At 56.3% G+C, this 25,748-nt stretch carries 24 protein-coding genes and 1 tRNA gene; 15 read left to right on the forward strand and 10 right to left on the reverse strand.

The features are described 5' to 3' along the window. Window positions 1–9: 9 nt before the first annotated feature. On the forward strand, window positions 10–696 hold the full coding sequence (locus RBB63_RS03740; protein WP_309381231.1) for an exopolysaccharide biosynthesis protein: 687 nt from the start codon (window positions 10–12) through the stop codon (window positions 694–696). Here RBB63_RS03740 and RBB63_RS03745 read toward each other — a convergent pair. After that, the gene (locus tag RBB63_RS03745) at window positions 693–3,209 is read right to left on the reverse strand and encodes a copper-transporting P-type ATPase (RefSeq protein ID WP_309381232.1); all 2,517 of its coding nucleotides are present in this window, start codon (window positions 3,207–3,209) and stop codon (window positions 693–695) included. The two genes, RBB63_RS03740 and RBB63_RS03745, sit on opposite strands and share 4 nt — an antisense overlap. Window positions 3,210–3,320: 111 nt before the next feature. Here RBB63_RS03745 and RBB63_RS03750 point away from each other — a divergent pair. Beyond that, window positions 3,321–3,408, forward strand: a tRNA-Ser gene (locus tag RBB63_RS03750). 308 nt (window positions 3,409–3,716) lie between these two features. Here the strand turns inward: RBB63_RS03750 and RBB63_RS03755 are convergent. Together RBB63_RS03755 and thrS are read right to left on the reverse strand one after the other, a co-directional pair. Further along, on the reverse strand, window positions 3,717–4,001 hold the full coding sequence (locus tag RBB63_RS03755; protein WP_309381234.1) for a YciI family protein: 285 nt from the start codon (window positions 3,999–4,001) through the stop codon (window positions 3,717–3,719). 102 nt (window positions 4,002–4,103) lie between these two features. Further along, entirely contained in the window at window positions 4,104–6,020 is a 1,917-nt protein-coding gene (gene thrS / locus RBB63_RS03760; RefSeq protein WP_309381236.1) for a threonine--tRNA ligase, read from the reverse strand. Between the two features lie 153 nt (window positions 6,021–6,173). Here thrS and RBB63_RS03765 point away from each other — a divergent pair, with 153 nt between their 5' ends. Continuing rightward, window positions 6,174–6,854 (forward strand): DUF3313 family protein, encoded by a 681-nt coding sequence (locus tag RBB63_RS03765; protein ID WP_309381238.1) that lies wholly within the window; start codon window positions 6,174–6,176, stop codon window positions 6,852–6,854. A gap of 6 nt (window positions 6,855–6,860) precedes the next feature. Here RBB63_RS03765 and RBB63_RS03770 read toward each other — a convergent pair whose 3' ends face one another. Further along, window positions 6,861–7,508 carry an outer membrane protein gene (locus tag RBB63_RS03770; RefSeq protein ID WP_309381240.1) on the reverse strand — a complete coding sequence of 216 codons (648 nt, stop codon included), beginning with the start codon at window positions 7,506–7,508 and terminating at the stop codon, window positions 6,861–6,863. Between the two features lie 85 nt (window positions 7,509–7,593). Continuing rightward, a complete protein-coding gene (locus tag RBB63_RS03775) occupies window positions 7,594–8,586 on the reverse strand; it encodes a LacI family DNA-binding transcriptional regulator (protein ID WP_309381242.1) in 993 nt (330 codons plus the stop codon). 202 nt (window positions 8,587–8,788) lie between these two features. On the opposite strand from RBB63_RS03775, the gene ptsP reads away from it, so the two are divergent. The 6 genes from ptsP (at window position 8,789) to RBB63_RS03805 (ending at window position 18,552) form a co-directional block, all read left to right on the forward strand. After that, entirely contained in the window at window positions 8,789–11,254 is a 2,466-nt protein-coding gene (gene ptsP, locus RBB63_RS03780) for a phosphoenolpyruvate--protein phosphotransferase (RefSeq protein ID WP_309381244.1), read from the forward strand. A 21-nt stretch (window positions 11,255–11,275) separates the two neighbouring features. Next, entirely contained in the window at window positions 11,276–12,253 is a 978-nt protein-coding gene (pfkB, locus tag RBB63_RS03785) for a 1-phosphofructokinase (protein ID WP_309381246.1), read from the forward strand. Between the two features lie 31 nt (window positions 12,254–12,284). Then, window positions 12,285–14,030: a fructose-specific PTS transporter subunit EIIC gene (locus RBB63_RS03790; protein WP_309381248.1), complete on the forward strand. Its 1,746-nt coding sequence runs from the start codon at window positions 12,285–12,287 to the stop codon at window positions 14,028–14,030. Between the two features lie 69 nt (window positions 14,031–14,099). Then, the gene (locus RBB63_RS03795; RefSeq protein ID WP_309381250.1) at window positions 14,100–15,350 is read left to right on the forward strand and encodes a carbohydrate porin; all 1,251 of its coding nucleotides are present in this window, start codon (window positions 14,100–14,102) and stop codon (window positions 15,348–15,350) included. Between the two features lie 150 nt (window positions 15,351–15,500). Next, window positions 15,501–16,733 (forward strand): DUF2254 domain-containing protein, encoded by a 1,233-nt coding sequence (locus RBB63_RS03800; protein WP_309381252.1) that lies wholly within the window; start codon window positions 15,501–15,503, stop codon window positions 16,731–16,733. Between the two features lie 187 nt (window positions 16,734–16,920). Next, window positions 16,921–18,552, forward strand: coding sequence for an ABC-F family ATP-binding cassette domain-containing protein (locus RBB63_RS03805; protein ID WP_309381254.1), 1,632 nt, complete (start codon window positions 16,921–16,923; stop codon window positions 18,550–18,552). Window positions 18,553–18,773: 221 nt separating this feature from the next. Here RBB63_RS03805 and RBB63_RS03810 read toward each other — a convergent pair whose 3' ends face one another. The 3 genes from RBB63_RS03810 to pgsA are packed head-to-tail and all read right to left on the reverse strand — an operon-like array spanning window position 18,774 to window position 20,114. Next, window positions 18,774–18,974, reverse strand: coding sequence for a hypothetical protein (locus tag RBB63_RS03810; protein ID WP_309381256.1), 201 nt, complete (start codon window positions 18,972–18,974; stop codon window positions 18,774–18,776). Window positions 18,975–18,983: 9 nt separating this feature from the next. Continuing rightward, entirely contained in the window at window positions 18,984–19,511 is a 528-nt protein-coding gene (locus RBB63_RS03815; protein ID WP_309381258.1) for a phosphatidylglycerophosphatase A family protein, read from the reverse strand. Further along, entirely contained in the window at window positions 19,512–20,114 is a 603-nt protein-coding gene (pgsA, locus tag RBB63_RS03820; protein ID WP_309381259.1) for a CDP-diacylglycerol--glycerol-3-phosphate 3-phosphatidyltransferase, read from the reverse strand. A 183-nt stretch (window positions 20,115–20,297) separates the two neighbouring features. Between pgsA and RBB63_RS03825 the strand changes: the two genes are divergently transcribed. The 4 genes from RBB63_RS03825 to RBB63_RS03840 all read left to right on the forward strand — a co-directional run bounded on the left by RBB63_RS03825 (window position 20,298) and on the right by RBB63_RS03840 (window position 23,178). Then, window positions 20,298–20,873, forward strand: a complete 576-nt coding sequence (locus RBB63_RS03825; protein ID WP_309381261.1) for a MotA/TolQ/ExbB proton channel family protein — start codon at window positions 20,298–20,300, stop codon at window positions 20,871–20,873. A 94-nt stretch (window positions 20,874–20,967) separates the two neighbouring features. Then, window positions 20,968–21,360 carry an ExbD/TolR family protein gene (locus tag RBB63_RS03830; RefSeq protein ID WP_309381263.1) on the forward strand — a complete coding sequence of 131 codons (393 nt, stop codon included), beginning with the start codon at window positions 20,968–20,970 and terminating at the stop codon, window positions 21,358–21,360. A 245-nt stretch (window positions 21,361–21,605) separates the two neighbouring features. Next, complete coding sequence (locus RBB63_RS03835; protein ID WP_309381265.1) at window positions 21,606–21,746, forward strand: hypothetical protein; 141 nt, start codon at window positions 21,606–21,608, stop codon at window positions 21,744–21,746. A 295-nt stretch (window positions 21,747–22,041) separates the two neighbouring features. Further along, window positions 22,042–23,178 (forward strand): acyltransferase family protein, encoded by a 1,137-nt coding sequence (locus RBB63_RS03840; protein ID WP_309381267.1) that lies wholly within the window; start codon window positions 22,042–22,044, stop codon window positions 23,176–23,178. Window positions 23,179–23,271: 93 nt separating this feature from the next. Here the strand turns inward: RBB63_RS03840 and RBB63_RS03845 are convergent, their stop codons facing one another. Together RBB63_RS03845 and RBB63_RS03850 are read right to left on the reverse strand one after the other, a co-directional pair. Then, window positions 23,272–23,955: an LrgB family protein gene (locus RBB63_RS03845; RefSeq protein ID WP_309381269.1), complete on the reverse strand. Its 684-nt coding sequence runs from the start codon at window positions 23,953–23,955 to the stop codon at window positions 23,272–23,274. Next, the gene (locus tag RBB63_RS03850; RefSeq protein ID WP_309381271.1) at window positions 23,939–24,349 is read right to left on the reverse strand and encodes a CidA/LrgA family protein; all 411 of its coding nucleotides are present in this window, start codon (window positions 24,347–24,349) and stop codon (window positions 23,939–23,941) included. The genes RBB63_RS03845 and RBB63_RS03850 overlap by 17 nt, the downstream gene beginning before the upstream one ends. Before the next feature lie 78 nt (window positions 24,350–24,427). Between RBB63_RS03850 and RBB63_RS03855 the strand changes: the two genes are divergently transcribed. Together RBB63_RS03855 and RBB63_RS03860 are read left to right on the forward strand one after the other, a co-directional pair. Beyond that, window positions 24,428–25,327 (forward strand): LysR family transcriptional regulator, encoded by a 900-nt coding sequence (locus RBB63_RS03855; RefSeq protein WP_309381273.1) that lies wholly within the window; start codon window positions 24,428–24,430, stop codon window positions 25,325–25,327. 175 nt (window positions 25,328–25,502) lie between these two features. After that, entirely contained in the window at window positions 25,503–25,655 is a 153-nt protein-coding gene (locus RBB63_RS03860; RefSeq protein ID WP_309381275.1) for a hypothetical protein, read from the forward strand. Window positions 25,656–25,748: the final 93 nt, after the last annotated feature.

The raw sequence follows: 25,748 nt of genomic DNA on the forward strand, positions 1-25,748 counted from the left end.
CAATTTATCATGCAAGATACCCATAAAACCAGTCTTAGCCAGGTGCTCACTCGCTTCCGTGAAATGAAGGAACGGCGCGCCTATTCGATGGGGGAAATCTTGCAAGTGATTGATGAGAAAGGCTTTGGGCTGGTGCTCATCTTGCTTAGTCTGCCGAGTGCGCTGCCGGTGCCCGCTGCCGGCTACAGCACGCCCTTTGGGCTGATCATGCTGACTATTGGCGTTCAAATGCTCAAAGGAAAGCACTCTCCCTGGCTACCGGACAAAGCAAAAAAAATTACCCTACCGTATGATTTTTTCCAAAAAATGATCGCAGCAGCGACGAAGTTCCTCGGATTTCTTGAGCACTTTATTCGTCCCCGCCTGCGTGTGGTTACCCAGCCAACCGGGCGCCGCGCCCTCGCGATCTTGGTCATCCTGATGTCGCTCTTAATGACCTTGCCCATACCCGGAACCAATACTTTTCCGGCTTTTGTCATCTTCTTAATCGGTGTTTGCCTAAGTGAAGAGGATGGTTTGGTTGCGTTGGCGGCGCTGGTGGCTGGGCTGTTCGCCATTTGCGTCTATTTAGCGGCCATTTACTTCCTGATCCACTTTTTCAAGGAATACGGTTGGGATGGAATTCACGAGTTCCTGAGCATGGTCAAGAGCTACGTTAAGGGCCTTCTCGGGCTTGAGTCCGGCGACGTTGATTAAGCCCTGAGCTTGAGTCCTTTCAGGCGTAGGGCGTTTGTGATTACGGAAACCGAGCTGAGGCTCATTGCGGCGGCGGCAATCATCGGGCTGAGCAAGATGCCGAACAGCGGGTAGAGAATGCCTGCGGCCACCGGCACGCCTACGCCGTTGTAGATGAACGCGAAAAACAGGTTCTGCCGGATGTTCTTCATGACGCCCTGGCTCAACGCGCGCGCTTTTACGATGCCCATGAGATCGCCTTGGACGAGCGTTACGCCCGCGCTTTCCATCGCGACATCGGTGCCTGCGCCCATAGCAATGCCGACATCCGCCGCCGCGAGGGCAGGAGCGTCGTTGAGACCATCACCAGCCATCGCGACTTTTTCCCCAGCTTGTTTGAGGCGCTGCACCTCGTCGTGCTTGTCGGCGGGCTTTACGCCGGCGTGAAACTGATCGATCCCGACTTCGGTGGCGACTGCTTGTGCGGTTTGCTCGTTGTCGCCGGTCATCATGATAATTTTCAGGCCTTGAGCATGGAGCTGTTTGATCGCGTTTTTCGTGGTCGGTTTGATGGGGTCCGCAATGGCGATTAGCCCTGCGAGCTGGCCGTCCTGCGAGACCCAAATGACCGTTTTGGCTTCCTTGGCGAGGGCGTCGCCTTTCGTCTTCAGGTCTTCGTTGGCGGGCTTACTTTGGGTGACAAAGTCCAGGCGACCGATTCGGACTTCCGCGCCGTCGATTGTACCCAGCACGCCGTCGCCGGTTTCGGAGTCGAAATCGCGGACTTCGGCCAGCGCGATCTCGCGGTTTTTCGCACCCTGAATAACGGCCAGCGCGAGCGGGTGCTCGCTGTGTTTCTCGATGCTGGCGGCGAGCTTGAGCACGGTGGATTCGTCGAATCCGTCGGCGGCCACGATGTCGGTTACGTCGGGCTTGCCCTCGGTTAGGGTGCCGGTCTTGTCGACAACGAGCGTGGTGACTTTTTCCAGCGTTTCGATGGCCTCGGCGTTCTTGACGAGCACGCCCTCACGAGCGGCGCGCCCAACTCCAACCATGATCGAAATGGGCGTCGCCAGGCCGAGTGCGCAAGGGCAGGCGATGATCAGCACCGCTACGGCATTGATGAGCGCATACGATAATTTGGGAGAGGGGCCGAAAGCTGCCCAACAAATGAACGACAGGACTGCGACTGCGATGACGGCGGGGACGAAGATTCCCGCTACGCGATCAGCCGCCGCCTGAATGGGCGCCCGGCTGCGTTGCGCGGACGCCACTAAGCTGACGATGCCACTGAGTAAGGTGTCGCCGCCGACCTTTTCAGCCTCCATGGTGAATGAGCCACGCTGATTCAGGGTGCCAGCGGTAACGGCGTCGTCGGCTTGCTTTTTGATCGGGTCTGGCTCGCCAGTAATCATCGACTCATCAACTGCGCCTGAGCCCTCGACGACTTTGCCATCCACGGGTACTTTAGCGCCGGGTTTGACTCGTAGGCGTTGGCCGACGGTGACCTCTTCGAGCGGGACTTCGCGCTCCTGCCCATCCTTGTCGATGACGATGGCGGTGTCCGGCGTTTGGCTCATGAGCAGTTGAAGCGCTTCGCCAGTTTTTCCCCTGGCGCGCGCCTCAAGCATTTGCCCCAAAAGCACCAATGAAATGATGACTGCAGCTGACTCAAAATAGATGGGCGCGTGACCGCCTTGCTTGAACTCGGCGGGTAGAATGCCAGGCGCGATCACCGCCAGGGCGCTGAACGCCACGGCGGTGCCAACTCCAATGGCAATGAGCGAGAACATGTTGAGGTTCCAACTGATGATCGATTTATAGCCTCGCACGAAAATAAAACCTCCCGCCCACGTGAGAACTGGCAAAGTCAGTGCGAATTGGATCCAGCCATTGGCCGGGGAGTGAAAAAACGCAATGTCGCCGAGACCAGGCATCATCGGCAGCATGGCAAGGAGAAATACGGGCACGGAGAATATCAGTGAGCCGTAGAAATGTTTGAGCATGTAGCGGTATTCGGAGTCGTCCACTGCGCCGGTTGGCTCTTTCGGCTCAAGCGCCATGCCACAGATCGGGCACTCACCCGGGCCTTTTTGCTCGATCTCGGGGTGCATTGGACAAGTGTAAATCGCGTTGGGATCAGCGGGGCCGGTTTGCTTTTTTGCAGTGTGACCGTGGCAGCAGGAGTCATGCTCGTGGCCATGGTCGTGATTATGATGTTCGTGTGCCCGGTGATCATGCTCAGTATGTTCATGATGCTCGTGCTCGCATGTGTCATGCTTTTGCTGGTCATGGGTGGACTCGTGACAGCATGAATGCTTGGACTCTGACTTTTCGTGGCGGCACGGCTCATGGTGCTCGTGCTCCTGATGATTGTGCTCACTTTGCGCAGCATGTCCACAGCAACTGTCTTCAGCGAGCTTGGCTTTTTCTTTGGCCGCAGAATGTTCGCAGCACGATTGTTCCTTTTGCTGCTTTTTTTCGTGAGATGTGTGGCAGTCGGAACCGTGATGGTGATTTGGTTGGGAGCCCATATAAGTATTAGTTTGAGTAGCAGAGCGGTATTGCGCAAGAGTTGAGGTAAGCAGAAATTCGCCTTGCCCTTTTGCTAATGACATGGGAAAAGGTGCGCTTTCCTGGCTTTAGGATGGGTGGCAGAGTGGCCGAATGCGGAAGTCTTGAAAACTTTTGAGGCGCAAGCCTCCGGGGGTTCGAATCCCTCCCCATCCGCCATTATATCAGGGCTTTCGCCGTTGGTTGCCAGTGAGTTTTAGTAAGAATTTCTCTACGATGACGACTCGAGCTTCGGTGAAGAAGTAGAGCATTTCCCGGTTAAGGCACTCCTTGCTCAGTCTGGCGTTGAAGGATCGAATGTAGCCAATATGCCACGGATTCCCGACTGGCATCCTGGGATGCTTACGTATTCCTGGTCGGCGCTGTGCAGAATACGGATCTTCTGTTCGGCCGTGTATTGTTTACCTTTCATAGTCTGGCTCTTTCGAAAGCGCCAATTAGATGAAAAGTGCTTTAAATGGCGCCTGCTAGGACTTGGGCATTTCGCAGAGTTCTGCTGAACCACCGTGTAGCAGGACCGGATGCTGATTCAGCAGATCGATTACCTGCTGCCGATTTCCCGCGTTGAACTGCATGAAGCCAGTGATTTGATTCGTTGACGTGGCGGACTGCTCACCCAGCATCCAACGCTCTCCTAAAGCGCTGCCGCCTTGAAACAAGCCGCTCTTTCTGGCAGCCTCGAAGAAGGCGTCCCATTCTTCCGGTTTGGTCTCGGTGGTCGTGTTGTCATGTATGAGCAGCAGGTATTGCATGTAGAAAGTGATATCCCGCTCAGGTGACCTGACAAGGAATTAGAACATACAAAAAAGCCCCCGGTGGTTAACCGGGGGCTTTGGAAATTATTCGAACGGCGGTTACATGCCTTCGGGCAGGGCCTTGGCTTCGACGTTGGCTTTGATCTGGGCAATAGCCTCGTCGACCGAGAACGTGCCTTCGATGCTCTTGCCGATGCGGGAGCGGATCGAGACTTGGCCGGCTTCGGCTTCCTTCTCGCCGCAGACGAACATGACCGGAATCTTCTCCATTTCCGCACGGCGGACCTTGGCCCCGAACTTTTCGTCGTGGCGGTCGACCGAGGCGCGGATGCCGATGGCGGACAGCTTGGCGAGGAGTTCGTTCGCGTAGTCGGCTGACTTGTCCGAGATCGGCAGCACGCGGACTTGCTCCGGTGAGAGCCACAGCGGGAAGTTGCCTGCGAAGTGCTCGATCAGCACGCCGCAGAAGCGCTCCATGGAGCCGAACGGCGCGCGGTGAATCATCACCGGGCGGTGTGGCTTGTTGTCCGGGCCGATGTAGCTCAGGTCGAAGCGGACGGGCAAATTATAATCCACCTGAACGGTGCCGAGCTGCCATTCGCGGCCGATGACGTCCTTGACCACGAAGTCGATCTTCGGGCCGTAGAACGCGGCTTCGCCGGGCTCTTCGGTGAAGGAGACGCCGAGGGTCTTGGCGGCGTTGCGGCAGGCTTCTTCGGCCTTGTCCCAAACGGCGGACTCGCCGGCGTACTTGTCGGAATCCGGATCACGCAGTCCCACGCGGACGCGGTAATCGTGCATGCCGAGGGTGTTGAGCACAATCTTCACGAGCGCGAGGCAGCCCTGAACTTCAGCGGCTACTTGGTCTTCGGTGCAGAAGAGGTGGGCGTCGTCCTGAGTAAAGCCGCGCACGCGCGTCATGCCGTTGAGTTCGCCGGATTGTTCCCAGCGATACACCGTGCCAAACTCGGCCAGGCGCAGCGGCAGGTCACGGTAAGAGTGCTGCTGCGAGGCAAAGATCTTGATGTGGTGCGGGCAGTTCATCGGCTTTAGCATGAAGCCGTCCAACAGCTTGGTCGGGTCCATGACGCGGTCTTCGCCGATGGTTTCGCGGCCCGTGCGCTCGTTGATGTCGTCGCGGAAGTGCGGGGCCACGGCTTCGAGGCGCGCGGTGAGCTCGGCGCAGGAGCAGCCTTCGTGCGCGACCTTTTCCAACTCGTCGGGGAGGGGGATGGCCGGGAACTGGGACTCCTTGTAATACGGGAAGTGGCCGGAAGTCTTGTAAAGCGACAGCTTGCCGATGTGCGGCGTGAAGACCTGGCTGTAGCCCTGCTTGCGGAGCTCTTCGCCGATGAAGTTTTGTAGCTCCTGGCGAATGATCGCGCCATTGGGCGTCCAGAGGATCAAGCCCTGGCCGACGTCTTCGTCGATGACAAAGAGCTTTTGGTCGCGGCCGATCTTGCGGTGGTCGCGGGCCTTGGCTTGCTCAAGGGCTTCGAGGTATTGCTCGAGCTCGTCCTTGCTGGCGAAAGCCGTCCCGTAAATGCGCTGGAGCTGCTTGTTTTTCTCATTGCCGCGGTGGTAAGCGCCAGCGATGGAGAGCAGCTTGAAGGCCTTGATCTTCTTGGTGTAGTTGACGTGGGAGCCCGCGCAAAGGTCGATGAACTCGCCGTTGCGGTAGAAGGAAATCGCTTCGCCCTCGGGAATGTCGTCGAGGCGGCCAAGCTTGTAGCGCTCCTGACCGCAGCCCTTGATGATCTCGATGGCTTCTTCGCGGGAGACTTCCTGGCGCTCGAACTTCTGGTTTTCCTTGATGACTTTCTTCATCTCGGCCTCGATCTTTTCGAGGTCTTCCGCCGTCAGTTTCTGGTCGAGATCGATGTCGTAGTAAAATCCGGTTTCGGTAGGAGGCCCAATGTCGAGTTTCGTCTCTGGGTAGAGGCGCAGGATTGCCGTGGCCAACACGTGGGACGCGCTGTGCCGCAGCTCTTCGAGCGGAGTCATCTGGGCTTTCATGGTGTTTATGGGATTTTACGTTTCGGAAAAAGCAGGGGATCACAGACAATTCAGCGCGCGGTGTCAACCAGTGTCCTGCCGCCAATTGGCCCTAAATGGCGTTTGACGCGCGCATTGGTAGGCAATATGCTCCACGTTCATCTACTGTCTTCTATGAAATTATACCTGATCACAACCACTGCGCTTGCCAGCGCTTTTTTCTTCACGGCCTGCAGTCAGCAGTCTGCCACAACATCCGTTGGCGGCTTCGAAACGACAACATTGGGGGACGCAGGAGAGTTCTCGATCAAGGAGGCGAATGCATTGCAGGGCTTTGACTCCGTTTACTTGGAGTCAGTCACCGCAATGCCAGCCAACGGCGTTACGGATGAAAATACGTCTGACGTGGCCGCTTTGGAATTTGCCTTTGAAGAAGCATTTAAATCTCAGGTTGGCTCCGTTCTACCGATTGTCAGTGCACCGGGAGAAAAGACGCTCAATGCGACAGTGAGCATCTCGCAAATCATCAGTCGTGCGCCCGGATTTTCTCCGACAGCAAACAATCCAGCGGACATCGCCAATACTTATGGCCCGGGGAGTGGGCTGGGGATGGGGCAGGACTTCATCGAGAAGCTGCGGGTCGCGGGCACTGGAATGTTCGTGGATAACCTTGCGACGAAGATTGAGTTCACGGACTCAGCCGGCAATCTGCTGGCGCAATTCAGCGACCGCGATTTTGGCTCGGATATCGAGTCTGATTCCACTGGTGGGACGAGCATCCCCCGGGTCACGGAAGCCTTCACGGCTTGGTGTGGTGAAGTCAGTTCCCAGTTGGCGAAGGCGACGGGAAAGTAGGCCGCTTTAGAATCGATAAATGACTGACAGGCTGATGTGGTTGGTCTCTGGCTTGTCATTGACATTCCATACAGGCGCGCCGAGCGGAGTTACCGATTGGAAGTCATAGGCCTCGTACCAGACATGGCGATAGTTGAAGCGCAGCGAAAAGTTGTCATCGATATCGAATTCAACACCTGCTCCCAGCACGAATCCAGGTCGCCAGTCGCTGACGTCGTAGCCATCGGTGAGCGGACCAAACTTGCGTTGCTGGATGTAACCCCATTGAGCGCCGAGTTCGGCAAACAGGCTGATCGGCTCTGCAATTTCCACCCGAGGCTGAACGCCGATTCCCAGCGTATAGGGCATGGCGTAGCGAAACGTTGCCGGTTCGGAGGCGAGTGAGTAATTCCACTCTGCAGAGTTCCAGGTCCCGCGCGCTAAGGCGGCGATTGAGAAGTTATCAAGCACATCGAACTCATAGCCTCCCAGAGCGCCAAGCTCAACGCCGCGTGCTCGATTGACGAAATTGAAGCTTCCGCCTGGGCCGGACAGCGTCGTGTCGAATGTTTCCTCGACATAGCCAACTTCAAGGCCGCCAATCCAGTTATCAGCGTGTAGTGAGAGCGTGCAGGCTCCGAGACAGAGGGAGAGTAGAGAGAGGCGTTTAATCATACTTGCGCGAGTCTTCGGCGAGGGGCTTGAGTGTCAATGCAATTGCCTAACCGTTAATCATTATGTAAGGTTGATTAATGATGCTCTAAGCAACTGGTTGACGCACCGAATCCCGCGCAACCAACTCTCCTTGCAGTCGGATCAGCGAAGCGCTGCGTCCGGGCTCCTCGATGCGCTTGAGCAGCAGCTCGGCTGCGCTTTCGCCAATGTGGCGTGTAGGCTGGCGAATCACGGTCACGGCCGGGTTCACGCAACGCGTCCACACCGGGTCGTCGAAGCAGGCAAAGCCGACCTGGGAGGGAATGCTCAGACTCAGCTTTTGAATCGCACGATAGGCGCCAGTGGCCAGCAGCGCGCTGCTGCAGATGAGCGCATCCGGTGGGTTGTTGGACGACAGCATGGCGAGCGCGGCATCGTAGCCTTCGTTTTCAAACGCGGGGCAGCGGCGGACTTCGTGTGCCGAAAGGTTGTGCGCGGCCAAGGCTTGCTGAAAGCCTGCGAGGCGTTCTTCCGCCGTGAAACTGTGGTCGCCAAATAGCCCCGCAATCTTTTGATAACCGCCGGCAATGACGTGCTCGGTCAGCCGTTGCGCGGCCTCGGTGTTGTCGATCAATACCGTGTCGAACTCCTCACCCGCGCGCCGATCTACCGAGACAATGGGGATGTTCAGCTTGTGCAGCGCCTTGAGTTTGGGTGCGGCTTTGCGGGAAGGGGAGATGATTACGCCGGCGACTTGCTCCTGGCTCATCAGCTCAAGGTAGCGTTCCTCGAGCACCGGGTCTTCATCGGTGTTGCAGATGAAGACGCTGTAGCCGCGCGTGCGGGCGAAGGTCTCAACTGCTCGCGCGAGTTCGCTGAAAAACGGGTTCTGGATGTCTGAGACGATCAGCGCGAGGATGTGCGATTGGCTGTCGCGCAGGCGCTGGGCCACGCGGTTGGGGCGGTAGTTCAGCTCGTCAATCGCGGCTTGAATGCGCTCGCGTGTCTCTTCTTTGACGAAGGTTTTGTTCGACATCATGCGCGAAACGGTGGCGATGGAAACACCGGCGCGTTGTGCGACATCTTTAATGCTAGCCATGGTCAGGGAAGTGGGGATAAATGGCGAATTTGTGAAAACGTTAACATGAATATTGCCTGTTTTTTGAAATGTAAACGCTTAATTGTGTGCAGTTTAGTTGGTTTTTAGGGCATAGATGGCTTTTTGCTTGATGTTTCGCTGAAATATATATGTAATCGTTTTCATGATGTTCGCGTTACCCTCAACCCCCATCTCATCTCCCATGTTTGATTTATCTCCCTCCGACATTCGCTTGGGCGAATCCTTTGACTCGCGTGACGCCGCGATCCGCGCCGTTGCGCAACTCCTCCACGAGCAGGGCGCCGTCCAGGCCAACTACTCGGACAGCATGCTCGCTCGTGAGCGCACCGCCAATACCTACCTCGGCAACGGCGTCGCCATCCCGCATGGTCGCCCACAGGAGGCGCACTTGATCAACGACACTCGCGTGGTGCTGATCCAGGTTCCCGTCGGCGTGCCGTGGAAAGACGGCGAGCGCGCCAAGCTCATCTTCGGCATCGCCGCCAAGAGTGATGAGCACATCAGCCTGCTCGGCCGCATCACAACGATTACTTCAGATGAAGCCCTCGCCGAGCGCCTCGCTAACACCAAAGACCCGCAGGACATTATCCGCGCAATTTCCGCCGGCGGGCAGGGGAGCGCGCGCTTCTCGGACGATAATTTTGACGGCGAGCGCATCATCGTTCCGTTTAGCAACCCGCGCGGTTTCCATCTGCGCCCGGCGAGCCAGATTGCCGAAGCCACTGAGCGCATGGACGGTGATATCCGCCTCGTTGCCAATGGCCGCGAAGCCGACGCCCGCAGCGCAATGAGCATCGTGGGCCTTGGCATTCGCGCTGGCAGCGACATCGAGATCCGCTCCGATTCTCCATTTGCCGATGACCACTTGCGCCAGCTCAAGCGCCTCGTAGAAATCATCAATGACGAGCCGCAGGAAGCTGTTGAAGGCGCGGGCCCGACGGTAGATTGGCAGCCCGCCGACCTGAGCCACGCGCAGGTCATTACTGGCACGATGGCGGCGCCCGGTATTGCGGTTGGTCCGGCCTTTCTGTGGAGCCAGCTTTCGGCCGCGCCGTCCGAGCGCAAGCGCGGCGATGTGGCGTCCGAACGCGACGCTTTGAAGGCCGCCATTGCCAGTGCCGAGGAAACGCTCCGCGAGCTGTCTGAAGACGCCTCGATGAACAAGGTGCAGCGCAATCTTTTCGAAGCGCACGCCACGATGCTCAGCGACGAAATCCTCCTCACCGAAGCCTCGGCGCAGATCAATGAACGCGTCGATGCGCTCCAGGCTTGGAACACCGTGCTCGCAAAAAATGTTTCCCAGCTCCAGTCCCTCGCGGACAAGCACCTCGCCCAGCGAAGCATCGATTTGAAGGACGCCGGCGGGCGTGTGAGTCGGATTTTGTCTGGCGCGGAAGAAGTCTCGTTGGCAAGCCTCACGACGCCGTCGATCCTCATTGCTGACGACCTCGAACCTTCCGAAGCAGCTCAGCTCTCACGCTCGAAAATTTGCGGCATCTGCCTGCGCGAAGGCAGCCCCAATGCACACTCCGCGATTGTGGCGCGTTCGCTCGGCATCCCGATGGTCGTGGCCTGCGGTTGGCCGCTTGAGCAAGTTGCGGCGGAAGACAAAGTGGTCCTCGACGCCTCGGGCGCGCGTATGATTCTTCACCCGACTGAAGAAGACGTCACGAGCGCCAACGAAGTGATCAAAACGCTCGATGCGCAGCGTCAACGCGCGTGGACGGATCGCTTTAAGCCGGCTATCACGCAAGACGGTATGCGCACTGAGGTTGTGGCGAACATTGCCCGCGTCGCCGAAGCCGAAGAAGCCGTCCAAGCCGGCGCCGAAGGCGTGGGGCTGGTCCGCACGGAATTTCTGTTCCTCGACCGTGAGCATGCGCCGAGTGAAGACGAGCAATACGAATGCTACCGCGCGATGGTGGACGCACTCGGCGGCCTGCCGATGGTGCTGCGCACGATCGACATCGGCGGCGATAAACCGGTGGATTACCTCGGCCTGAGTGAGCGCGATTTATCTTTCCTTGGACTGCGCGGTATCCGCATCGGCTTGGCCCGCCCAGACATTATCAAGACGCAGCTACGCGCCGTATATCGCGCCGCCAAGCATGGCCCGATCAAACTGCTTTTCCCGATGATCGCGACGTCCAATGACTTCCGCCGCATCCGCAACATTGCCGAAGCCGTGCGCAGGGAAGTCGACGGACCGCGTATTGATTTGGGCGTGATGATCGAAGTGCCGTCCGCCGTCATCATGGCGTCGGAGCTGGCTAAGGTGGCCGACTTTTTCTCCGTGGGCACGAACGATCTGACGCAATACGCGCTGGCCGTCGACCGCACCCATCCGCTGCTCGCCAAGCGCGCGGACAGCCTGCATCCCGTCGTGCTGCGTCTTATCCGCCAAGCCGCCGAAGCCGCGCATGCGGAAGGCAAATGGATCGGCGTTTGTGGTGGCGTCGCGGCTGATCCACTCGGCGCGCAAATCCTCGCCGGGCTCGGAGTCGACGAGCTCAGCATGCCGCCTGCGACGGTGCCCGCGATCAAGGAAAAGCTTCGCTACGCGAACTTCCACGACTTGCAGCAGCTGGCTAAGCGCGCGCTTGAGCAAGAAGACGCCGTCGCCGTGCGCCTGCTCCCGATTAACTAGAACGCTCAACATTACTCGACCATGGATTTATCAGACATCACCACCATCACGCTCAACCCGGCGATCGACCAAACCGTCTTCGTGCGCGACTTGCAAGTGGGGCAGGTCAACCGCGCCTCGGAGTCGCATTTGCAAGCGGGCGGGAAGGGCGTCAACGTCGCGACGATGCTTTCACTCAGTGGAACCGTCGCCGCGGTGACGGGTTTTATCGGCCTCGCGAACGTCGATATTTTCGAATCTCATTTTCGCAAGCATCGTCTGCACGACCATTTTATTCGCGTGCACGGGGTGACTCGCACTGGCATCAAAATTGTCGACACGCAGGCCGATGAAAATACCGACCTGAACCTGCCTGGGCCGACCATTGATCAAGCGCATCAAGACCGCTTGCTCGACCGTTTGCGGAAGATTGCACTGGCAGGTCGCTGGTTTGTTCTGGCCGGTAGTTTGCCGCCCGGTGTTGAGCCGGAATACGTCCGCGAAATCATCAAGGAACTCCGCAGCGCCGGCAGTCGCATCGCGGTGGACACCAGTGGCGAAGCCCTGCGTGTGGCGCTCGATGAAGGCGTCGATCTTGCCAAGCCCAACCGCGATGAGCTGGCGGAATATTTAAACGCCGACTTGAGCAACTACCGCGAAGCAATGGACGCAGCGCAGGAACTGCAGCGTTCGAAAATCCCGAACCTCGTCGTCTCGATGGGCGGGGAGGGCGCCTTGTTCCTCACGCCGGGCGCACGCCTTATGGCCAGTGCGCCGCAAGCCAAAGTTGTCAGCACCGTGGGCGCAGGCGACTCGCTGCTCGCTGGATTTTTAAAGGGCCTCATGGCCAACGCATCACCCGCCGACTGTGCGCGCCTGGCAACCGTGTTTGCCTGGAATCGCCTGGAGTCGTTGACGCCGCGCTTGCCGTCTCACGATGAGCTAGAGGAGCAAATGCGCCTCATCAGCGTGCAGCCGTTGACGGCCTTTGAATCCAAGGCCGCCCAAGTTTTTAATTAATCACAAACACTCAACCCCAACTCCTTACCTCATGAATTCAATCCTGGTTATCCTGCAATCTTCGGAGAAATCTCCGGTCGCCCGATTGGCGGCGGCTGCTGTCGAATCCGAAGCTGTGCAAAACGAGCTCAACGTCACCGTGGTGTTCGATGAGCGCGACCCGGCGGAAGTCTTCGCCGAGCAATCCGAGCGCCCGTCTGCCGTGGTGCTTGCCGCGCCTTACAGCCCTGAAATCAGCGCAGACCTCGGCATCCCGCTGACCACTGTGAGTCTGGCAAATCTTGCCCGCGAGACTGCTCAAGTTTTGCGCAAAGCAGCTCCTTCCCATGCCCGCGCAGCGGCGCCGGTTAAAGACGCGGCTCCAGCTCAGGCATCAGCGAAAAAGTTTTTAGTCGGCGTGACATCTTGCCCGACCGGCATTGCGCACACCTTCATGGCGGCCGAGGCATTGCTTCGCGCGGCCAAAGAACTCGGCTACGAAATGAAGGTCGAAACGCGCGGTTCTGTCGGCGCGAAAAACGAATTGAGCGAAGAAGAAATTGCGCGTGCTGATGCGGTAATTGTCGCTGCCGACGCCAACGTGGAAACCGCGCGTTTCGCTGGCAAGCGTCTGCTTGAAACCGGCACCAAGGCCGCGATCAAAGATAGCGTTGGGCTCATCAAAGAAGCGCTCGCATTGGAATACTCTGCATCGCAAAGTTCGAGCGCAAAGGCGCCGGCGCGCAAGCCGCGCAAGGGCGCCTACAAGCATTTGATGACGGGCGTTTCGCATATGCTGCCGCTCGTGGTGGCAGGTGGTTTATCTATCGCCTTGGCCTTTGCGATCGGCGGCGTTTACGCGGGTGACGATGAAGGCACGCTGGGTTGGGCGCTGATGCAGATTGGCGGCTCGTCGGCCTTTGCATTGTTCATTCCGATCCTCGCGGGCTACATTGCCTTTTCCATCGCCGACCGGCCGGGGCTGACGCCGGGTCTTGTGGGCGGGATGCTCGCGGTGCAAGTGGGCTCGGGTTTTCTGGGTGGCTTGGCCGCGGGTTTCTTTGCCGGTTACCTCGCGTTGTGGCTCAATAAAAGCATTAAGCTTCCAGAGAGTTTGGAAGGCGTAAAGCCGGTGCTGGTCTTGCCGTTGTTGAGCTCGTTGATCGTCGGCCTGTCGATGATTTACGTGATCGGGCCGCCGGTAAAAGTGATCCTCGAAACGATGTCTGCTTGGCTGGGCGGCATGCAGCAGGGCAGTGCGCTGACCATGGGCTTGATCCTAGGCGGCATGATGGCCTTCGACATGGGCGGGCCGGTCAATAAGGCGGCTTACACGTTCTCGATTGGCCTGCTATCGGCGGAAATTTATGGTCCGATGGCAGCGGTGATGGCGGCCGGCATGGTGCCCCCAATGGCCTGTGCGCTCGCTGCAAACATTGTCCGTGATCGCTTTTCCAAGGAAGAGCGTGAAGCCTCGAAAGCGACGGGTCTGCTCGGCTTGTCTTTCATCACCGAAGGCGCGATTCCCTACGCGGCGGCGGACCCCCTGCGCGTGATTCCCTGCATGGTGCTCGGCGCGGCGGTAACGGGCGGCTTGTCGATGTATCTCGGCTGTCAGCTGATGGTACCGCACGGCGGTATCTTCGTGCTCCTGATCCCAAATGCGATCAACCACGTTGCCGCATACCTCGCTGCAATTGTTGCGGGCACGGCGGTGTCGACACTTGCACTTTGCATCGCAAAGCGTCCGATACGCGCCGCGAATCCCGAGCCTGTTGGCAAGGCGACTGTGGCTTAAATCCTTACGCGTAGTGCTTCTTTTATCTGCGCACACTAACCCCACTTAACTCTTAAAAAATACCCTGAAATGAAAACGTTTACATGTGCTTTTTATGTAGCCACTTTTGCTGCTTTCTCGACGTTGCCCCTCAATGCTTATGAAGACTACGAGCCGTATCAATACCACGACCATTTGACTGGAAACTGGGGAGGGGTTCGTACCGAATTAGCCAACGATGGCGTTGAGCTTTTTGGATACTACAACGCGATCTTTGCGTCCAACGTTGCTGGAGGCATCCGCAGTGAATCCAACTATGCGGGTGATGCATTTGCTGGCGTGCAGTTTGATATGGAGAAAATCGCCGACTGGAAAGATTGGACCATCGATGTGTCGGGCATTTATCGTCACGGCAGCGATATCACGCCCGCAGTCGGCAGCCAATACAGCGTCATGCAACTCGTGGGCGGGCAGACGATTTTTCTCTATAACGTGACGGCGGAGAAAACTTTCTTCGACGGGGACTTGTCGTTTAAAGCGGGCCGGATGACCGCGACGGACGACTTCGTTGGCTCACCGTTTTACAGCTATTCGCTGAACAACGCCGTCAACGGTCAGATCCGCGCGGTGCTGTTTGATGGCGTGATGACCTCGTATCCGTTCGCTGTTTGGGGCGGTCGCGTACAGGGTATAGTGGACGACGAGCACACCTTTCGATTGGGTCTTTTCCAACTGACTCAGGAAATGTGGGATCCGAGCCACCACGGCGTCGACTTCAGCATCGACAGCGGCGACGGCGTTTCGATCTTTGCGCAATACGACTGGACGCCAGAGCTGGACGGCAAGCCGTTCCGTTTGTTTGTGGGGCTGAACCAGACCTTTGCTTTCGATATGCCGCAGTTTGGCAGCACAAACACGACCGACGAATTTACCCGCTTTTATGGCGGTGTGGATTACCAAGTCTATCGTGAATCGCCAGATCGGGATGAAGGGCTGACGCTATTCCTGACCTTCGCCTACACTGACCAGGAAGAGGTGGCGATTGTGCCGATTCAGTCGAGCTTTGGCGCTCACTATAAGGGTTTGTTGCCTGATCGCCCGGATGACCGCCTCGTGACGTTCTTTACCTACGGTCAGTTTAGCGACGACTACTCGGACTCGCTCGTTGCGGGCGGCGGCAGTAGCGTGGACAACGAAATGGTGTTCGAAATCGGCTATCGGATCGCCGTGACCGACGCGGCCTACATTCAGCCCGACTTACAATATGTGATCAACCCGGGCGGGACAGGTAACATCGGGAACGCCACCGTGCTGGGGGTGCAGTTTGGCGCAAGCTTCTAGATTCACTTTCCGGACTACCGAACGGGTAGACAACGGCATTGGCCCGCATTGATTCGCTAATGCGGGCCTTTCATTGGGGGGGATTCTGACTGGGAAAATCGGCAGCGCCTCGACAACGGTAAAAACATGGCTAGACTGTGTGCAATAGGCATGAATTTTCCGCTCCCGGCACTCTGGCTTCGCATTCTACAATCGTTCTGGTTCATACCGGCGCTCATGGCTGGGGCGGCGATCTTTGCCGCTGTCGGCATTAATGCGCTCGATCACGCCATCGATTTCAATTCCGGCGAGAAGCTTGCCTGGTTTATGCAAACGCCTGAAGGCGCACGGACTATGCTCTCGACGATCTCAGGCTCGATCATCACCGTGACGGGGGTATTGCTTTCCACGATGGTTGTGGTGCTTACGCTGGCTTCGCAGCAATACGGGCCGCGGCTGGTAAAAAACTTCATTGAGGACCGCCCCAGCCAATTTGTGATTGGCGCGTTTTGTGGGTGCTTCATCTACAATATCATTACGTTGAAAAACGTGAGTTCGGGTGATAGTAGTTTTGTGCCGAACATCTCCGTCTTGTTCGCGGTGTTGTTTTCACTGACTTGCATTGGGCTAATGATTTACTTCGTGCAACACGTGGCTTCTTCGATCCAGGTACAGTCGATCATGCGCCGGGTTTACTCCGACTTGAACGAGTCTGTCGCTGAGCTATTTCCAGAAGATGTCGCTGAGCCGTCTTCAAATGAGCTTTCGCTGGACGATGCGCATGCCCAATTGGAGGACGGTCCGGCGGACGGGCTGATCGAGCTGACTTGGGAGCGCTCCGGCTACCTGCAACTGGTGCGTGAGTCGGAGATCATGCGTCTCGTCAAACAGCATGATTTGCTGCTTGAGCTTTGTTGTCTGCCGGGAGCATTCATCAAAAAGGGGCAGACACTGGCGCGGGTGCGCTGTCGCCGCCCGTTACACGATGATGCGCGTGAGCACTTGCTAGCCACGTTTATCATCGGCACCTTTCCCACGCACGAGCAGGATGTATTGTTTCCTATCAGGCAAATGGAAGAAATCGCGATTCGCGCACTCTCGCCCGGCATCAATGACCCGCATACCGCCGAGGAGTGCATTGATTATCTGACGTGCGCTTTTCGCACGCTGGTTTCGCGCCCGTGGCCGGATACGCTACGGGTCGATGAACATGGCAAGCTCCGCTTGATCACCCGCATTTGGTCCTTTGAGCAACTGCTGCGCGGCGCCTTTCAGCAGACGTTTTTCTACGGACGGGAGGACATCATGATTGTTCGCAAGGTCCTGCTCGCGCTCAACGATATTGCTGAAAACGGTGAGCCGGGTAGCGAGCGGCGCGCGACAGTAATACAGTTTGCACGCTAGTTGGCGGAAGCAGGCGGTGAGTCCTTGCCACTCGCCGCGCATCGTGAGCAGATGCCGATCCTGGTCGATTCATAGTGTCTGCGAATGATTTCCAGATGCGCTCATGAATCCAACTTCCTGAAAATCCATGCTGGCCAAGCGCCGTAAAGTTGGCAGTCTGCTTGCTCCAAATCGAAAAGCATCAGCCATGATTGTCCTCAACGATCTCAAACTCGCATACGGCGAGAAAGTCATTTTTAACGAAGTTAACGCCACCATCGGAACCCGCGACCGCATTGCTTTGGTCGGGGTGAACGGTTCGGGCAAATCCACGTTTATCAAGGTGCTCTTTGGTCAGACGGAAATCGACGGCGGCGAGATAGAAAAGCCCGGTTACGTTTCCCTGGGCTACCTGCCGCAAGACGGCATCGAGGCCAAGGGCAAGACGCTTTACGAGGAGGTCGAAACGGCGTTTGCCGACGTACTCAAGCTGCAGGACAAGATCAGCGAAGCCGAAGAGCAGATGTACACGATGGACACCGAGGACCCGGCTTACTACGACTTGATCGACGCCATCGGCGAGTGGGAGCAACAGCTCGAAGAAGCCGAGCCAGCCAAGATGAAGTCGCAGATCGAGCGCATCCTGCAGGGCCTAGGTTTTTCGATGTCTGACATGGCCCGCCAGACCGACGAGTTTTCCGGTGGTTGGCAAATGCGCATCGCGTTGGCCAAGCTGTTGCTCAAAAAGCCCTCGCTCCTGCTGCTGGACGAACCGACGAACCACCTGGACATCATTTCGCAAAATTGGCTCGAAAAATACCTGATCGGCTACCACGGCGCGCTGATGGTGATTTCGCACGATAAGGCGTTCTTGAACGCCGTCACGAACCACACCTACGAGCTCAAGTTCGGCAACCTGAATACTTACAAGGGCAATTACGATTTTTACATGGAACAGTCCGCCCAGCGTCTCGCCACGCAGCGCAAGAAGGCCGACAACCAGAAGAAGGACATCGCCCGTCAGAAGGAATTCATCAACCGCTTTCGTTCTAACCAGAAGAAGGCGAGCATGGTGCAAAGCCGCCTGAAGCAGCTCGATAAGATCGAGCGCGTCGAAGTCGAGCGCGAGGAGAAGAAGATGTTCTTCCGCTTCCCCGAGCCGCCAGCCGCGAGCCAGAAGGTGGTCGAAATTCACGACATCTTTAAGTCCTACGGCGACATCCAAGTCTTCAAGGGCTTGAGCCTCCGTATTGACCGCGGCGACCGCATTGCCGTCGTCGGCGTGAACGGCGCCGGTAAGTCCACCCTGGCGCGTATCCTCGCCGGTGTGGAGCCGATTGAATCCGGCGAAATCGACCGTGGCGTGAACACCGTTACGGGTTACTTCGCGCAGCAACAGGCCGAGGAACTTGACCCGAAAAACACCGTGCAGGAAGAGGTCGAAAAGGCCATTGACCACGCCACGAACCCGGATGCGAATCCGCGTGCTGCGCTTGGCGCCATGCTCTTCAGTGGGCAGGAGCAGCAGAAGTCGATCAGCGTGCTTTCCGGTGGTGAGCGCAACCGCGTGGCTCTCGCCAAGATGCTGATGAAACCCGCGAACTTCATCATTCTCGACGAGCCGACGAACCACCTGGATATACGCAGTAAGGAAGTGCTTCAGGACGCGATCAAGCTCTTCCCGGGCACGATGATTCTCGTGAGCCACGACCGCGATTTCCTCGACCCCGTGGTGACAAAGGTGCTGGAAATCAGCCCCAAGGGCAGCCGTTTGCTGACCTGCAACGTCAGCGAGTACATCGAGCGCATTGAGGCAGAGGCGGAAGCAGACGGTCGGTAAGAGCCTTAAAAGCCGAGGAAGGCGTCAAGTGCTTCGCATGGCTGGAGACCACTTTTCATCTAACTTGGCCGATTAGGCCGCAGTGATTTTTCCTGTCCTACAAGGCGCGAGGAGCGAAGCGGGCTTGTAAGCCCATGAGCGAACGAGAAACAACGCTGGCGCGCTACGAATACTATTTTTCATTTTCCCTCAGCGCCAAGCTGGCTCCGAAGGCATAACTGCTAAAAACGGACCTGTGCAGGTTCTTCGTGATAATTGCGGAAGCCAGACGTCTGAATCGCTCTTTCTTCGGCTTCCCGCTCAGCTTGCTGGGCTTTCATTTGCGTGGAGTAATCTAACTCCTCCTCGCTGTTTTCCATGCTGGAACAGCCGGATAACAACGCGAGAGCGGCAACGACAGAGATGGTGATTGGGCGTTTCATAATGAGAAATTAGACGAAATACGACGCAGTTAACCGCACCAGCACATGCAGGCAAACGCAGGTCGCCAAGCCAGCGGCCAAGTCATCCACGACTACGCCGAGTCCACCCGGCAAGCTTTGCAACTTCTTAATGCCGAATGGCTTCACAATATCAAACAGGCGAAAGAGCCCGAAACCTGCGAGCAGGATCAACCAGGCCCAGCCGCCGAAAGCGATAATGGCTCCCTTTAAACCCAGAAAACACACGGGCAAGGCCACTACTTCATCGAGAATTACTTCGCCTGGATCACGCTTAAACAGGCGATTTTCCGCTTCACCGCAAAAGGCGATCGAAAGGTAGATCCACAGCGCCAGCATCAATAGATAGAAAAACGGGTGCAGCGGGAAAAACACGACCGTATATAACAGTACGCCAGCGACAGAGCCATTCGTGCCTGGCGCTTTGCCCAGGTAGCCAAGCTTGCCGAGGGTCGCGACGTTGTTAATGACCGGACTCGGCAGAAGAGCCGTCCAGGGATGCCACTTTTCCGGGTTCATCTATTTTACCGTGGTATCATCGCCCTCGGGCGGCTTGAACAAAAACCAGTATTTGGTCATGTAGGTCGCGCCAGACTGAAGCGTCAGCCCGGTCGCAACAATGAAAAGCGCCATGCCGACCCAGAAGAGCGTCGTCACGACCCCGCCATCGACGCTAAAATCCTGCTCAAGCGACAAAGCGAGCAGGAGGACCGAAGCAGCCAGGATTTGAAAGACGGTCTTGATCTTGCCGCCCTTTTCGGCCGCGAGCACCACACCTCGGCTTGCCGCCACCAGGCGCAGACCGGTGATCAAAAATTCGCGGCTGATGATGATCAGGATCAGGAAAATGCTCCAATGCGGCAGAAAGCCTGGAATGGACACGAGTATCACGAACAAGCCAACCATGAGCACCTTGTCCGCGAGCGCATCCATCAGCTTGCCGAAATCGGTGATCATCTTGAAACGGCGCGCCACGTAGCCATCCGCCCAGTCAGTGAGCGCTGCAATGATGAACAAGACCAGCGACACCAGCACCGCGCCTTTAAATTCCGCAAACAGCAGCGCCGCGATCAGGAAAAGGAACGCGATGCGGGAAAGGCTAAGCAGGTTTGGGAGGTTCAAGGTCTGGTTTGGGTTGAATTGCCGGACTCGGTTGGGCGCATTTGGGCACATTAGCCACGGCCCCGCCGCGCCCAAGCCAAAAATATAACGAAAGCTCGGAATGCACTGCCAACCCGCCACATCAGCACTTTCTGCTAAATAAAACGTTGCTAGCTAGCGCCTGAGGGCCAATCTCCCTAAGCCATGGACAACATTTTGGTAGGAGCAGGATGGTTTCTCTATCCGCTGGCCCTCTGTTCGATTTTGATGATTTTCATTCTCGCAGAACGCTTGGTCGCGCTGCGCAGCTCGAAAATTTTGCCGAAATCGATCGTCGACAGCTTTGTGAAAGGCGACGTGCTGGAGCTCGAAGGCGACCACGAGTCTACCGCAGGCCGCATTCTTTTCTTCTATCAGCTTAACCGACCAGACCCCGAGGCGCTCAAGGCCTTCGCCTCTCTGGAAACCGCCCGCCTCGAACGCGGCATGTTCATTCTCGACATCGTAGTCGGCGCCGCGCCGCTCCTCGGCCTACTCGGCACGGTAACCGGCCTCATCGACGTCTTCAGCGGCATCGACCCCAGTTCCGGCATGCCCGACCCGACCCAATTCATGCAAGGCATCGCCATGGCGCTGACCACCACTATGCTAGGCCTGTCCATCGCGATTCCCGCCCTCGTGGGCGCCAGTTATTTGAATCGTCGCGTCGACCTCTTAACCGCGCAAATCTTCGTCGGCGTCGAGCGAATGGTGGACCTCGCTAAAGCTCAGAAAGTTTAAAGGAAAAAGATTAAAGGAAAAAGCACCGAGCAGCTTTCTTCCTCAACACTTTCCATATCATCACTCTGACACTTTAATCTTTTTCCTTTCTCCCATGAAACGCCTCCGTCCACGCCGCAAAGCTGAGATCAACATCGTGCCGTTGATCGACGTGTTGATCGTGCTCATTTTCTTCTTCCTTATGACGATGCAGTTTCGCAACTTGAACGTGCTCAACATCACCCCGCCCAAAATGGAAACGGCGGGCAAGAGCGGCGAGGTAGACCAAATTGTCATCGGCATAACGACCGAGGGCGAATTCTTTTTAAACAACGAAATAGCGACCCAGGAAGAGATCAAGGTCGCCTTCACTGAGGCCGCCAAGCAGGAAGAAAAACCTAACATTCTCGTGCAGGCCGATGAAGACGTGCCGTTGAAGCACGTAACCTTTGTCATGGACGAATCACGCAAAGTCGATCTTGGCAAAGTGCGCCTACAGGCGCGCTAGTGTGGTGTCTGTAAAGCGATTTACAGAATAAACGGTAAATTTTCTGCGCCCTTTGCCATACTGCTTATTATGGAAACTCGGGGACGCAATGTAACAAAGATTGATCTAAAGGTAGAGGAGCTTGAGTATCTTCATAGTCTTCTTCGTCGCCGCAATTTGCCTCAGGACTAATCGCATCGTGCTCGTGTGCTGATGCGGATGCATGAGGGCTATGACAACAAGACCATAGCTGAGGAAGCGGACGTATGCGCTCACGCGGTGAGTTCTTGGTCTTCCTGCGCGAAGTGGAAAAGTCGCTGCTGGAACGCACCAATGAAGGCCCATACCAGATGCATCTCATCATGGGCAACTACGTCACGTATAAAGTCTCAAAAGTAAGTGCCTAGTTGGCAAAACGTCTCATTGGCACGTTCACTTCACGCCTATATACAAGTTCGTGGCTTAACGATTCTTCGGCATCATATTACCTACAAACAGATGCGCAGAGCTTCGTCCAACAGTCTCAAATCGCTCAGAGATACAATCGAAGTATTTATCAAAAATATAACGAACAGCCAAAACAATATAAGTGGACCTCTGACGCAAACCTGACCCTCGGTACGGTCCAGCACTTATCGAATGAACTTCACTGACACCACACTGTTTTGATACTGACTTGACAGCTTGGCTACGAGCGGCGCGATGCTTATTATTTATGCATCCAGTCCTCAGATGGGAGTGGCTGGCAAGTTCCTCTCGCTGTCGCCAATCGTGTTTATTGGCGAAATATCCTACTCGCTCTATCTCTGGCACTGGCCGTTGATCGTTATCAGCAAAACGGTCGATGATTTTAACCCGCTGATGATCTTTGCGCTATCGCTGGTTCTTGCTACTATTTCTTACCTGCTCATAGAGCAACGAAACCGTTTTCTGGCCAATCGACCATTCGCTGTGACGGCTGGCGTGATGGCGTCAGTGATGTGTATTTCCCTGATATTGCCGTTTACTTTAAAGCGGGATGGACGCCCATGTGAGATTCCGGTAATTGCATACAACCTTGATTTGAGTCCGCAAATCTACGAGTCGGTGATGTTTGAAGGACATTATGGCGACTACCTGCAGGGCTTGTTGCTCAATGATATAGATGATGGTGAGCGTCTCGACGTGTTGTTGTTGGGAGACAGCCACGCTATGATGAATTTTCCTGCCATTCGAGCGGCGACCCAAGCTGAAGACTTGACCTTTGCCTATTATGGAGCGCTTGGCGCGACATCGCCTTTCTTGGTCGAACCGGACAGCAATCCGTCAACATACTATTTTTCTGGTTGGACTCCAACACAGCGGTTGGAATTTGATGAAGCGCGTATTGCATTTGTAGAGATATATCAACCGCGTGTGATTTTCCTCGGTGGGCGTTGGGAAGCAGAGCTCTATCGTCATCAGGAAAAGGGCTTTAAGAGGCATTTAGATGCGCTTTTTGCTGTTCTGAAGGATTCGAACGTCATCATTGTAGGTCAGCCGCCAATTCTGCCTTTTGGTGATGCCGGTTTTCATGATACTTCATTTGATCTACCGCTTTGGAGAAGGACGGATGAGCATAAGTGGAGCAAGGAGACTCGCAAGCGGGTGAATCAAATGCTGGCAGACTTTGCGTCTGCTAATTCGAATTGCTATTTTGTGTCTCTTGAAGAATACCATGAGCGTGACGGAGGATTGCATTTCATCGAAGGAGAACAACTTCTCTACACCGATGAAGACCACCTTAGCCAATTTGGATCGATGAAGCATCAGGCTGATTTTCAGAAGATGTTGCGAGACTGTTTGCATGGAACGCAGTAGCCGAATGACCAGGCTGCACTCGGCGACGGTTTCACGCTTGACCCAGGCTTCCGGAAATGCGTGAGGCCCGACTGGTGATGCTTCGACGGCTTGTTAAATGATGCTAACCAGCGCGGCGATGATCACCGTAAACAAACCTGAGAAGATCATGATCAGACTGGCGATAACGCCTTCCTCAGTCCCGAGTTCGGTTGCTTTGGCGACTCCCGCTCCATGGGCGCCCATGCCAAACAATGCGCCTCGTGCGAAGACGGACTGTACGGGCAGGTGGCTTAACACGATTTCGCCAACGGCGGCTCCGAAGAGCCCGGTCAGCGCGGTGAATACGGCGGTGAGCTCCGGGATGCCACCCAGGCGGGAGGAAACATCCATTGCCAAAGGGGTGGTGATGGAGCGGGGGAGCAGGCTGGCGCGTAACTCCGGACTTAGGTTAAATGCTGAAGCGAGCCCCCATGAGCTGGTTATCGCCAATAGACTGCCAGCAATGACCCCAATGCCTATCAGTGGCCAATGCTGCCTTATCGTTTCTCGCTGACGGTGAATCGGGATGGCAAAGGCGACGGTCGCGGGGCCTAGTAGCCAGACCAGCCAGTGCGTCCCCTGCAAGTAGTCATGATAGGATGCCCGGAGCGCGATAATTGAAGCGCCGCAAACGAGCCAGGTGATTAACATCGGAGAACTCCACCATTGTTGAAACTTACCATGTAGTCGCCGAGCCGCCAGGTAAGTGACCAGAGTGCCGACACACCAAAAGACAGCTTTAGCAAGCGGCGACATGGCGGATGCGGAAACCGAGTTCTACTACGCAGGCGGTGCCGACCATGACGATGATCGTGCTGATGACGACCGCCGCCACGAGCTTGAGACCCAGCGGACTGAGTAGCTCCGGATGATCAACCAGCGCCAACATGGCTGGCACAAAAAATAGCATGAGGTGATTCAGCAACCCATCCGCGCCATGCTCCAGCCAATCCAAGGGAAGAATTTTGCGCTCCAGCATGAACCAGAGGAGGATGAGTCCCAGGAGACTGCCTGGAATGGGCAGGTGCAGCCATGCTGCAAGGTGTTGGGACAAGCACCAAAATGCAATCAACGCCGCGACTTGGAGCAGTTGCCGAGTCGAAAAGCTTAAGTGACAGGTTGATGCTTTTGCTGGATTGGTTGGGTCCATGTTCGCGCATTGTAGCATGTTTCTAAGAATTCCGAAAATGAATTGATTGAATACAAAACATGCCTAAAAGGAATGAGTATGGAGTTGCGACATTTAGAGTGTTTAGTCGAGGTGGTGAACCAGGGAAGCTTTTCAGCGGCGGCGAAAACCATGAATATGACACAGCCAACGGCGAGTAAGGTAATCAGCCAACTGGAGTATGATTGCGGGGCGCGCTTACTCGATCGGCACAAGGAAGGGGTGCGGATGACCGATGCCGGCGAACTGGTCTTTAAACGCGCCAAAGTCATGCTAGCTGAGCGGGAGCGCCTAAACGCCGAGCTGGCTGAGCTGCAGGGGCTCGAGACGGGTCGTCTGCGGTTGGGCGTCCCACTTTTGGGCAGCAGTATTTTGTTTGCGCCCTTGGTTGCTGAGTATCGCCGCCGCTATCCGGGTATCGAAATCGAGCTGCGCGAGCATGGCAGCCGTGACCTTGAAGAGCAGGTTCGCAGTGGGGAAATTGAAATGGGCGCTACGCTGGCCCCCATTCCGGATGACTTGGAATGGCAGCAGGTGATCGATGAGCCATTGGCGGCGCTCTTGCCGCCTGGTCACTCTTTGGCTGAACGGAAAACGATCAAATTCACCCAGCTCACAAAGAGCCCATTCATCTTGTTTGAACGGGGCTTCGTGCTGAACGCGATACTCGAGAAAATTTGCCGAAAGCGGGGTGTCGAGCTGGACGTTGCTGCTCGGGGCGCGCATGCGGATTTCATCATTGCACTGGTCTCGGCGGGGCTGGGCGTTTCCGTGCTTCCGCGTCTGGTGATTGAATCGCGCAACAACCTGTCCGTGCGAACTCCACTCATCGTGGACAAGGATCTTCGTTGGAAGCTAGGCTTGATTTGGCGGCGCAATAACACGCTGTCACCCGCAGCAACTCGTTGGTTGGAATTGGTGCGCGAGCGTTTGCCAGAGCTGGAGCGTCGCACAAGCTAGTCTATCGAGTAGATAAGCGTTAAGTCGCCATCGAATTGCCTCCTTCGTCAGAACGGATTTCCACTCGGCCGATCAGGACAGCGTCAATTCCTCGCCGAGGATCTGCCAGTTCCTCGGTTAGGAGTTGCCAGTTCCTCGGGCAGGAATCGCCAGTTCCCTGGGCAGGCATCGATAAATGGCCCCCGAAAGAGGCGCCATGAGGTCCGTCAATGAGGGAGCGCCCCGTCAGCCCCGGAAAGTTTCGCCGGTCGAGTTTGCTGGTAATGACGTCGAAGGCGTGAAGTATAGCGACAATCGCATCGTCGATGAAAGCATGATTGAGAAGTAACGATTGCCTTACGCTTGCGCGCGAGATTCAATCAGCGCTGAATCGGCAGCGCATAGCATGGTGATCGCATCCATACCTATCTAATGTTTGCTT

This window comes from Cerasicoccus frondis (assembly GCA_031296915.1).
Classification (GTDB): Bacteria; Verrucomicrobiota; Verrucomicrobiia; order Opitutales; family Cerasicoccaceae; genus Cerasicoccus; species Cerasicoccus frondis.

Excerpts from the sequence above, each read along its gene's own strand:
- RBB63_RS03740 (WP_309381231.1), top strand. The coding sequence starts at position 10 with ATGCAAGATACCCATAAAACCAGTCTTAGCCAGGTGCTCACTCGCTTC.
- RBB63_RS03745 (WP_309381232.1), bottom strand. The coding sequence starts at position 3,209 with ATGGGCTCCCAACCAAATCACCATCACGGTTCCGACTGCCACACATCT.
- RBB63_RS03755 (WP_309381234.1), bottom strand. The coding sequence starts at position 4,001 with ATGCAATACCTGCTGCTCATACATGACAACACGACCACCGAGACCAAA.
- thrS (WP_309381236.1), bottom strand. The coding sequence starts at position 6,020 with ATGAAAGCCCAGATGACTCCGCTCGAAGAGCTGCGGCACAGCGCGTCC.
- RBB63_RS03765 (WP_309381238.1), top strand. The coding sequence starts at position 6,174 with ATGAAATTATACCTGATCACAACCACTGCGCTTGCCAGCGCTTTTTTC.
- RBB63_RS03770 (WP_309381240.1), bottom strand. The coding sequence starts at position 7,508 with ATGATTAAACGCCTCTCTCTACTCTCCCTCTGTCTCGGAGCCTGCACG.
- RBB63_RS03775 (WP_309381242.1), bottom strand. The coding sequence starts at position 8,586 with ATGGCTAGCATTAAAGATGTCGCACAACGCGCCGGTGTTTCCATCGCC.
- ptsP (WP_309381244.1), top strand. The coding sequence starts at position 8,789 with ATGTTTGATTTATCTCCCTCCGACATTCGCTTGGGCGAATCCTTTGAC.
- pfkB (WP_309381246.1), top strand. The coding sequence starts at position 11,276 with ATGGATTTATCAGACATCACCACCATCACGCTCAACCCGGCGATCGAC.
- RBB63_RS03790 (WP_309381248.1), top strand. The coding sequence starts at position 12,285 with ATGAATTCAATCCTGGTTATCCTGCAATCTTCGGAGAAATCTCCGGTC.
- RBB63_RS03795 (WP_309381250.1), top strand. The coding sequence starts at position 14,100 with ATGAAAACGTTTACATGTGCTTTTTATGTAGCCACTTTTGCTGCTTTC.
- RBB63_RS03800 (WP_309381252.1), top strand. The coding sequence starts at position 15,501 with ATGAATTTTCCGCTCCCGGCACTCTGGCTTCGCATTCTACAATCGTTC.
- RBB63_RS03805 (WP_309381254.1), top strand. The coding sequence starts at position 16,921 with ATGATTGTCCTCAACGATCTCAAACTCGCATACGGCGAGAAAGTCATT.
- RBB63_RS03810 (WP_309381256.1), bottom strand. The coding sequence starts at position 18,974 with ATGAAACGCCCAATCACCATCTCTGTCGTTGCCGCTCTCGCGTTGTTA.
- RBB63_RS03815 (WP_309381258.1), bottom strand. The coding sequence starts at position 19,511 with ATGAACCCGGAAAAGTGGCATCCCTGGACGGCTCTTCTGCCGAGTCCG.
- RBB63_RS03825 (WP_309381261.1), top strand. The coding sequence starts at position 20,298 with ATGGACAACATTTTGGTAGGAGCAGGATGGTTTCTCTATCCGCTGGCC.
- RBB63_RS03830 (WP_309381263.1), top strand. The coding sequence starts at position 20,968 with ATGAAACGCCTCCGTCCACGCCGCAAAGCTGAGATCAACATCGTGCCG.
- RBB63_RS03835 (WP_309381265.1), top strand. The coding sequence starts at position 21,606 with ATGCGCTCACGCGGTGAGTTCTTGGTCTTCCTGCGCGAAGTGGAAAAG.
- RBB63_RS03840 (WP_309381267.1), top strand. The coding sequence starts at position 22,042 with ATGCTTATTATTTATGCATCCAGTCCTCAGATGGGAGTGGCTGGCAAG.
- RBB63_RS03845 (WP_309381269.1), bottom strand. The coding sequence starts at position 23,955 with ATGTCGCCGCTTGCTAAAGCTGTCTTTTGGTGTGTCGGCACTCTGGTC.
- RBB63_RS03850 (WP_309381271.1), bottom strand. The coding sequence starts at position 24,349 with ATGGACCCAACCAATCCAGCAAAAGCATCAACCTGTCACTTAAGCTTT.
- RBB63_RS03855 (WP_309381273.1), top strand. The coding sequence starts at position 24,428 with ATGGAGTTGCGACATTTAGAGTGTTTAGTCGAGGTGGTGAACCAGGGA.
- RBB63_RS03860 (WP_309381275.1), top strand. The coding sequence starts at position 25,503 with ATGGCCCCCGAAAGAGGCGCCATGAGGTCCGTCAATGAGGGAGCGCCC.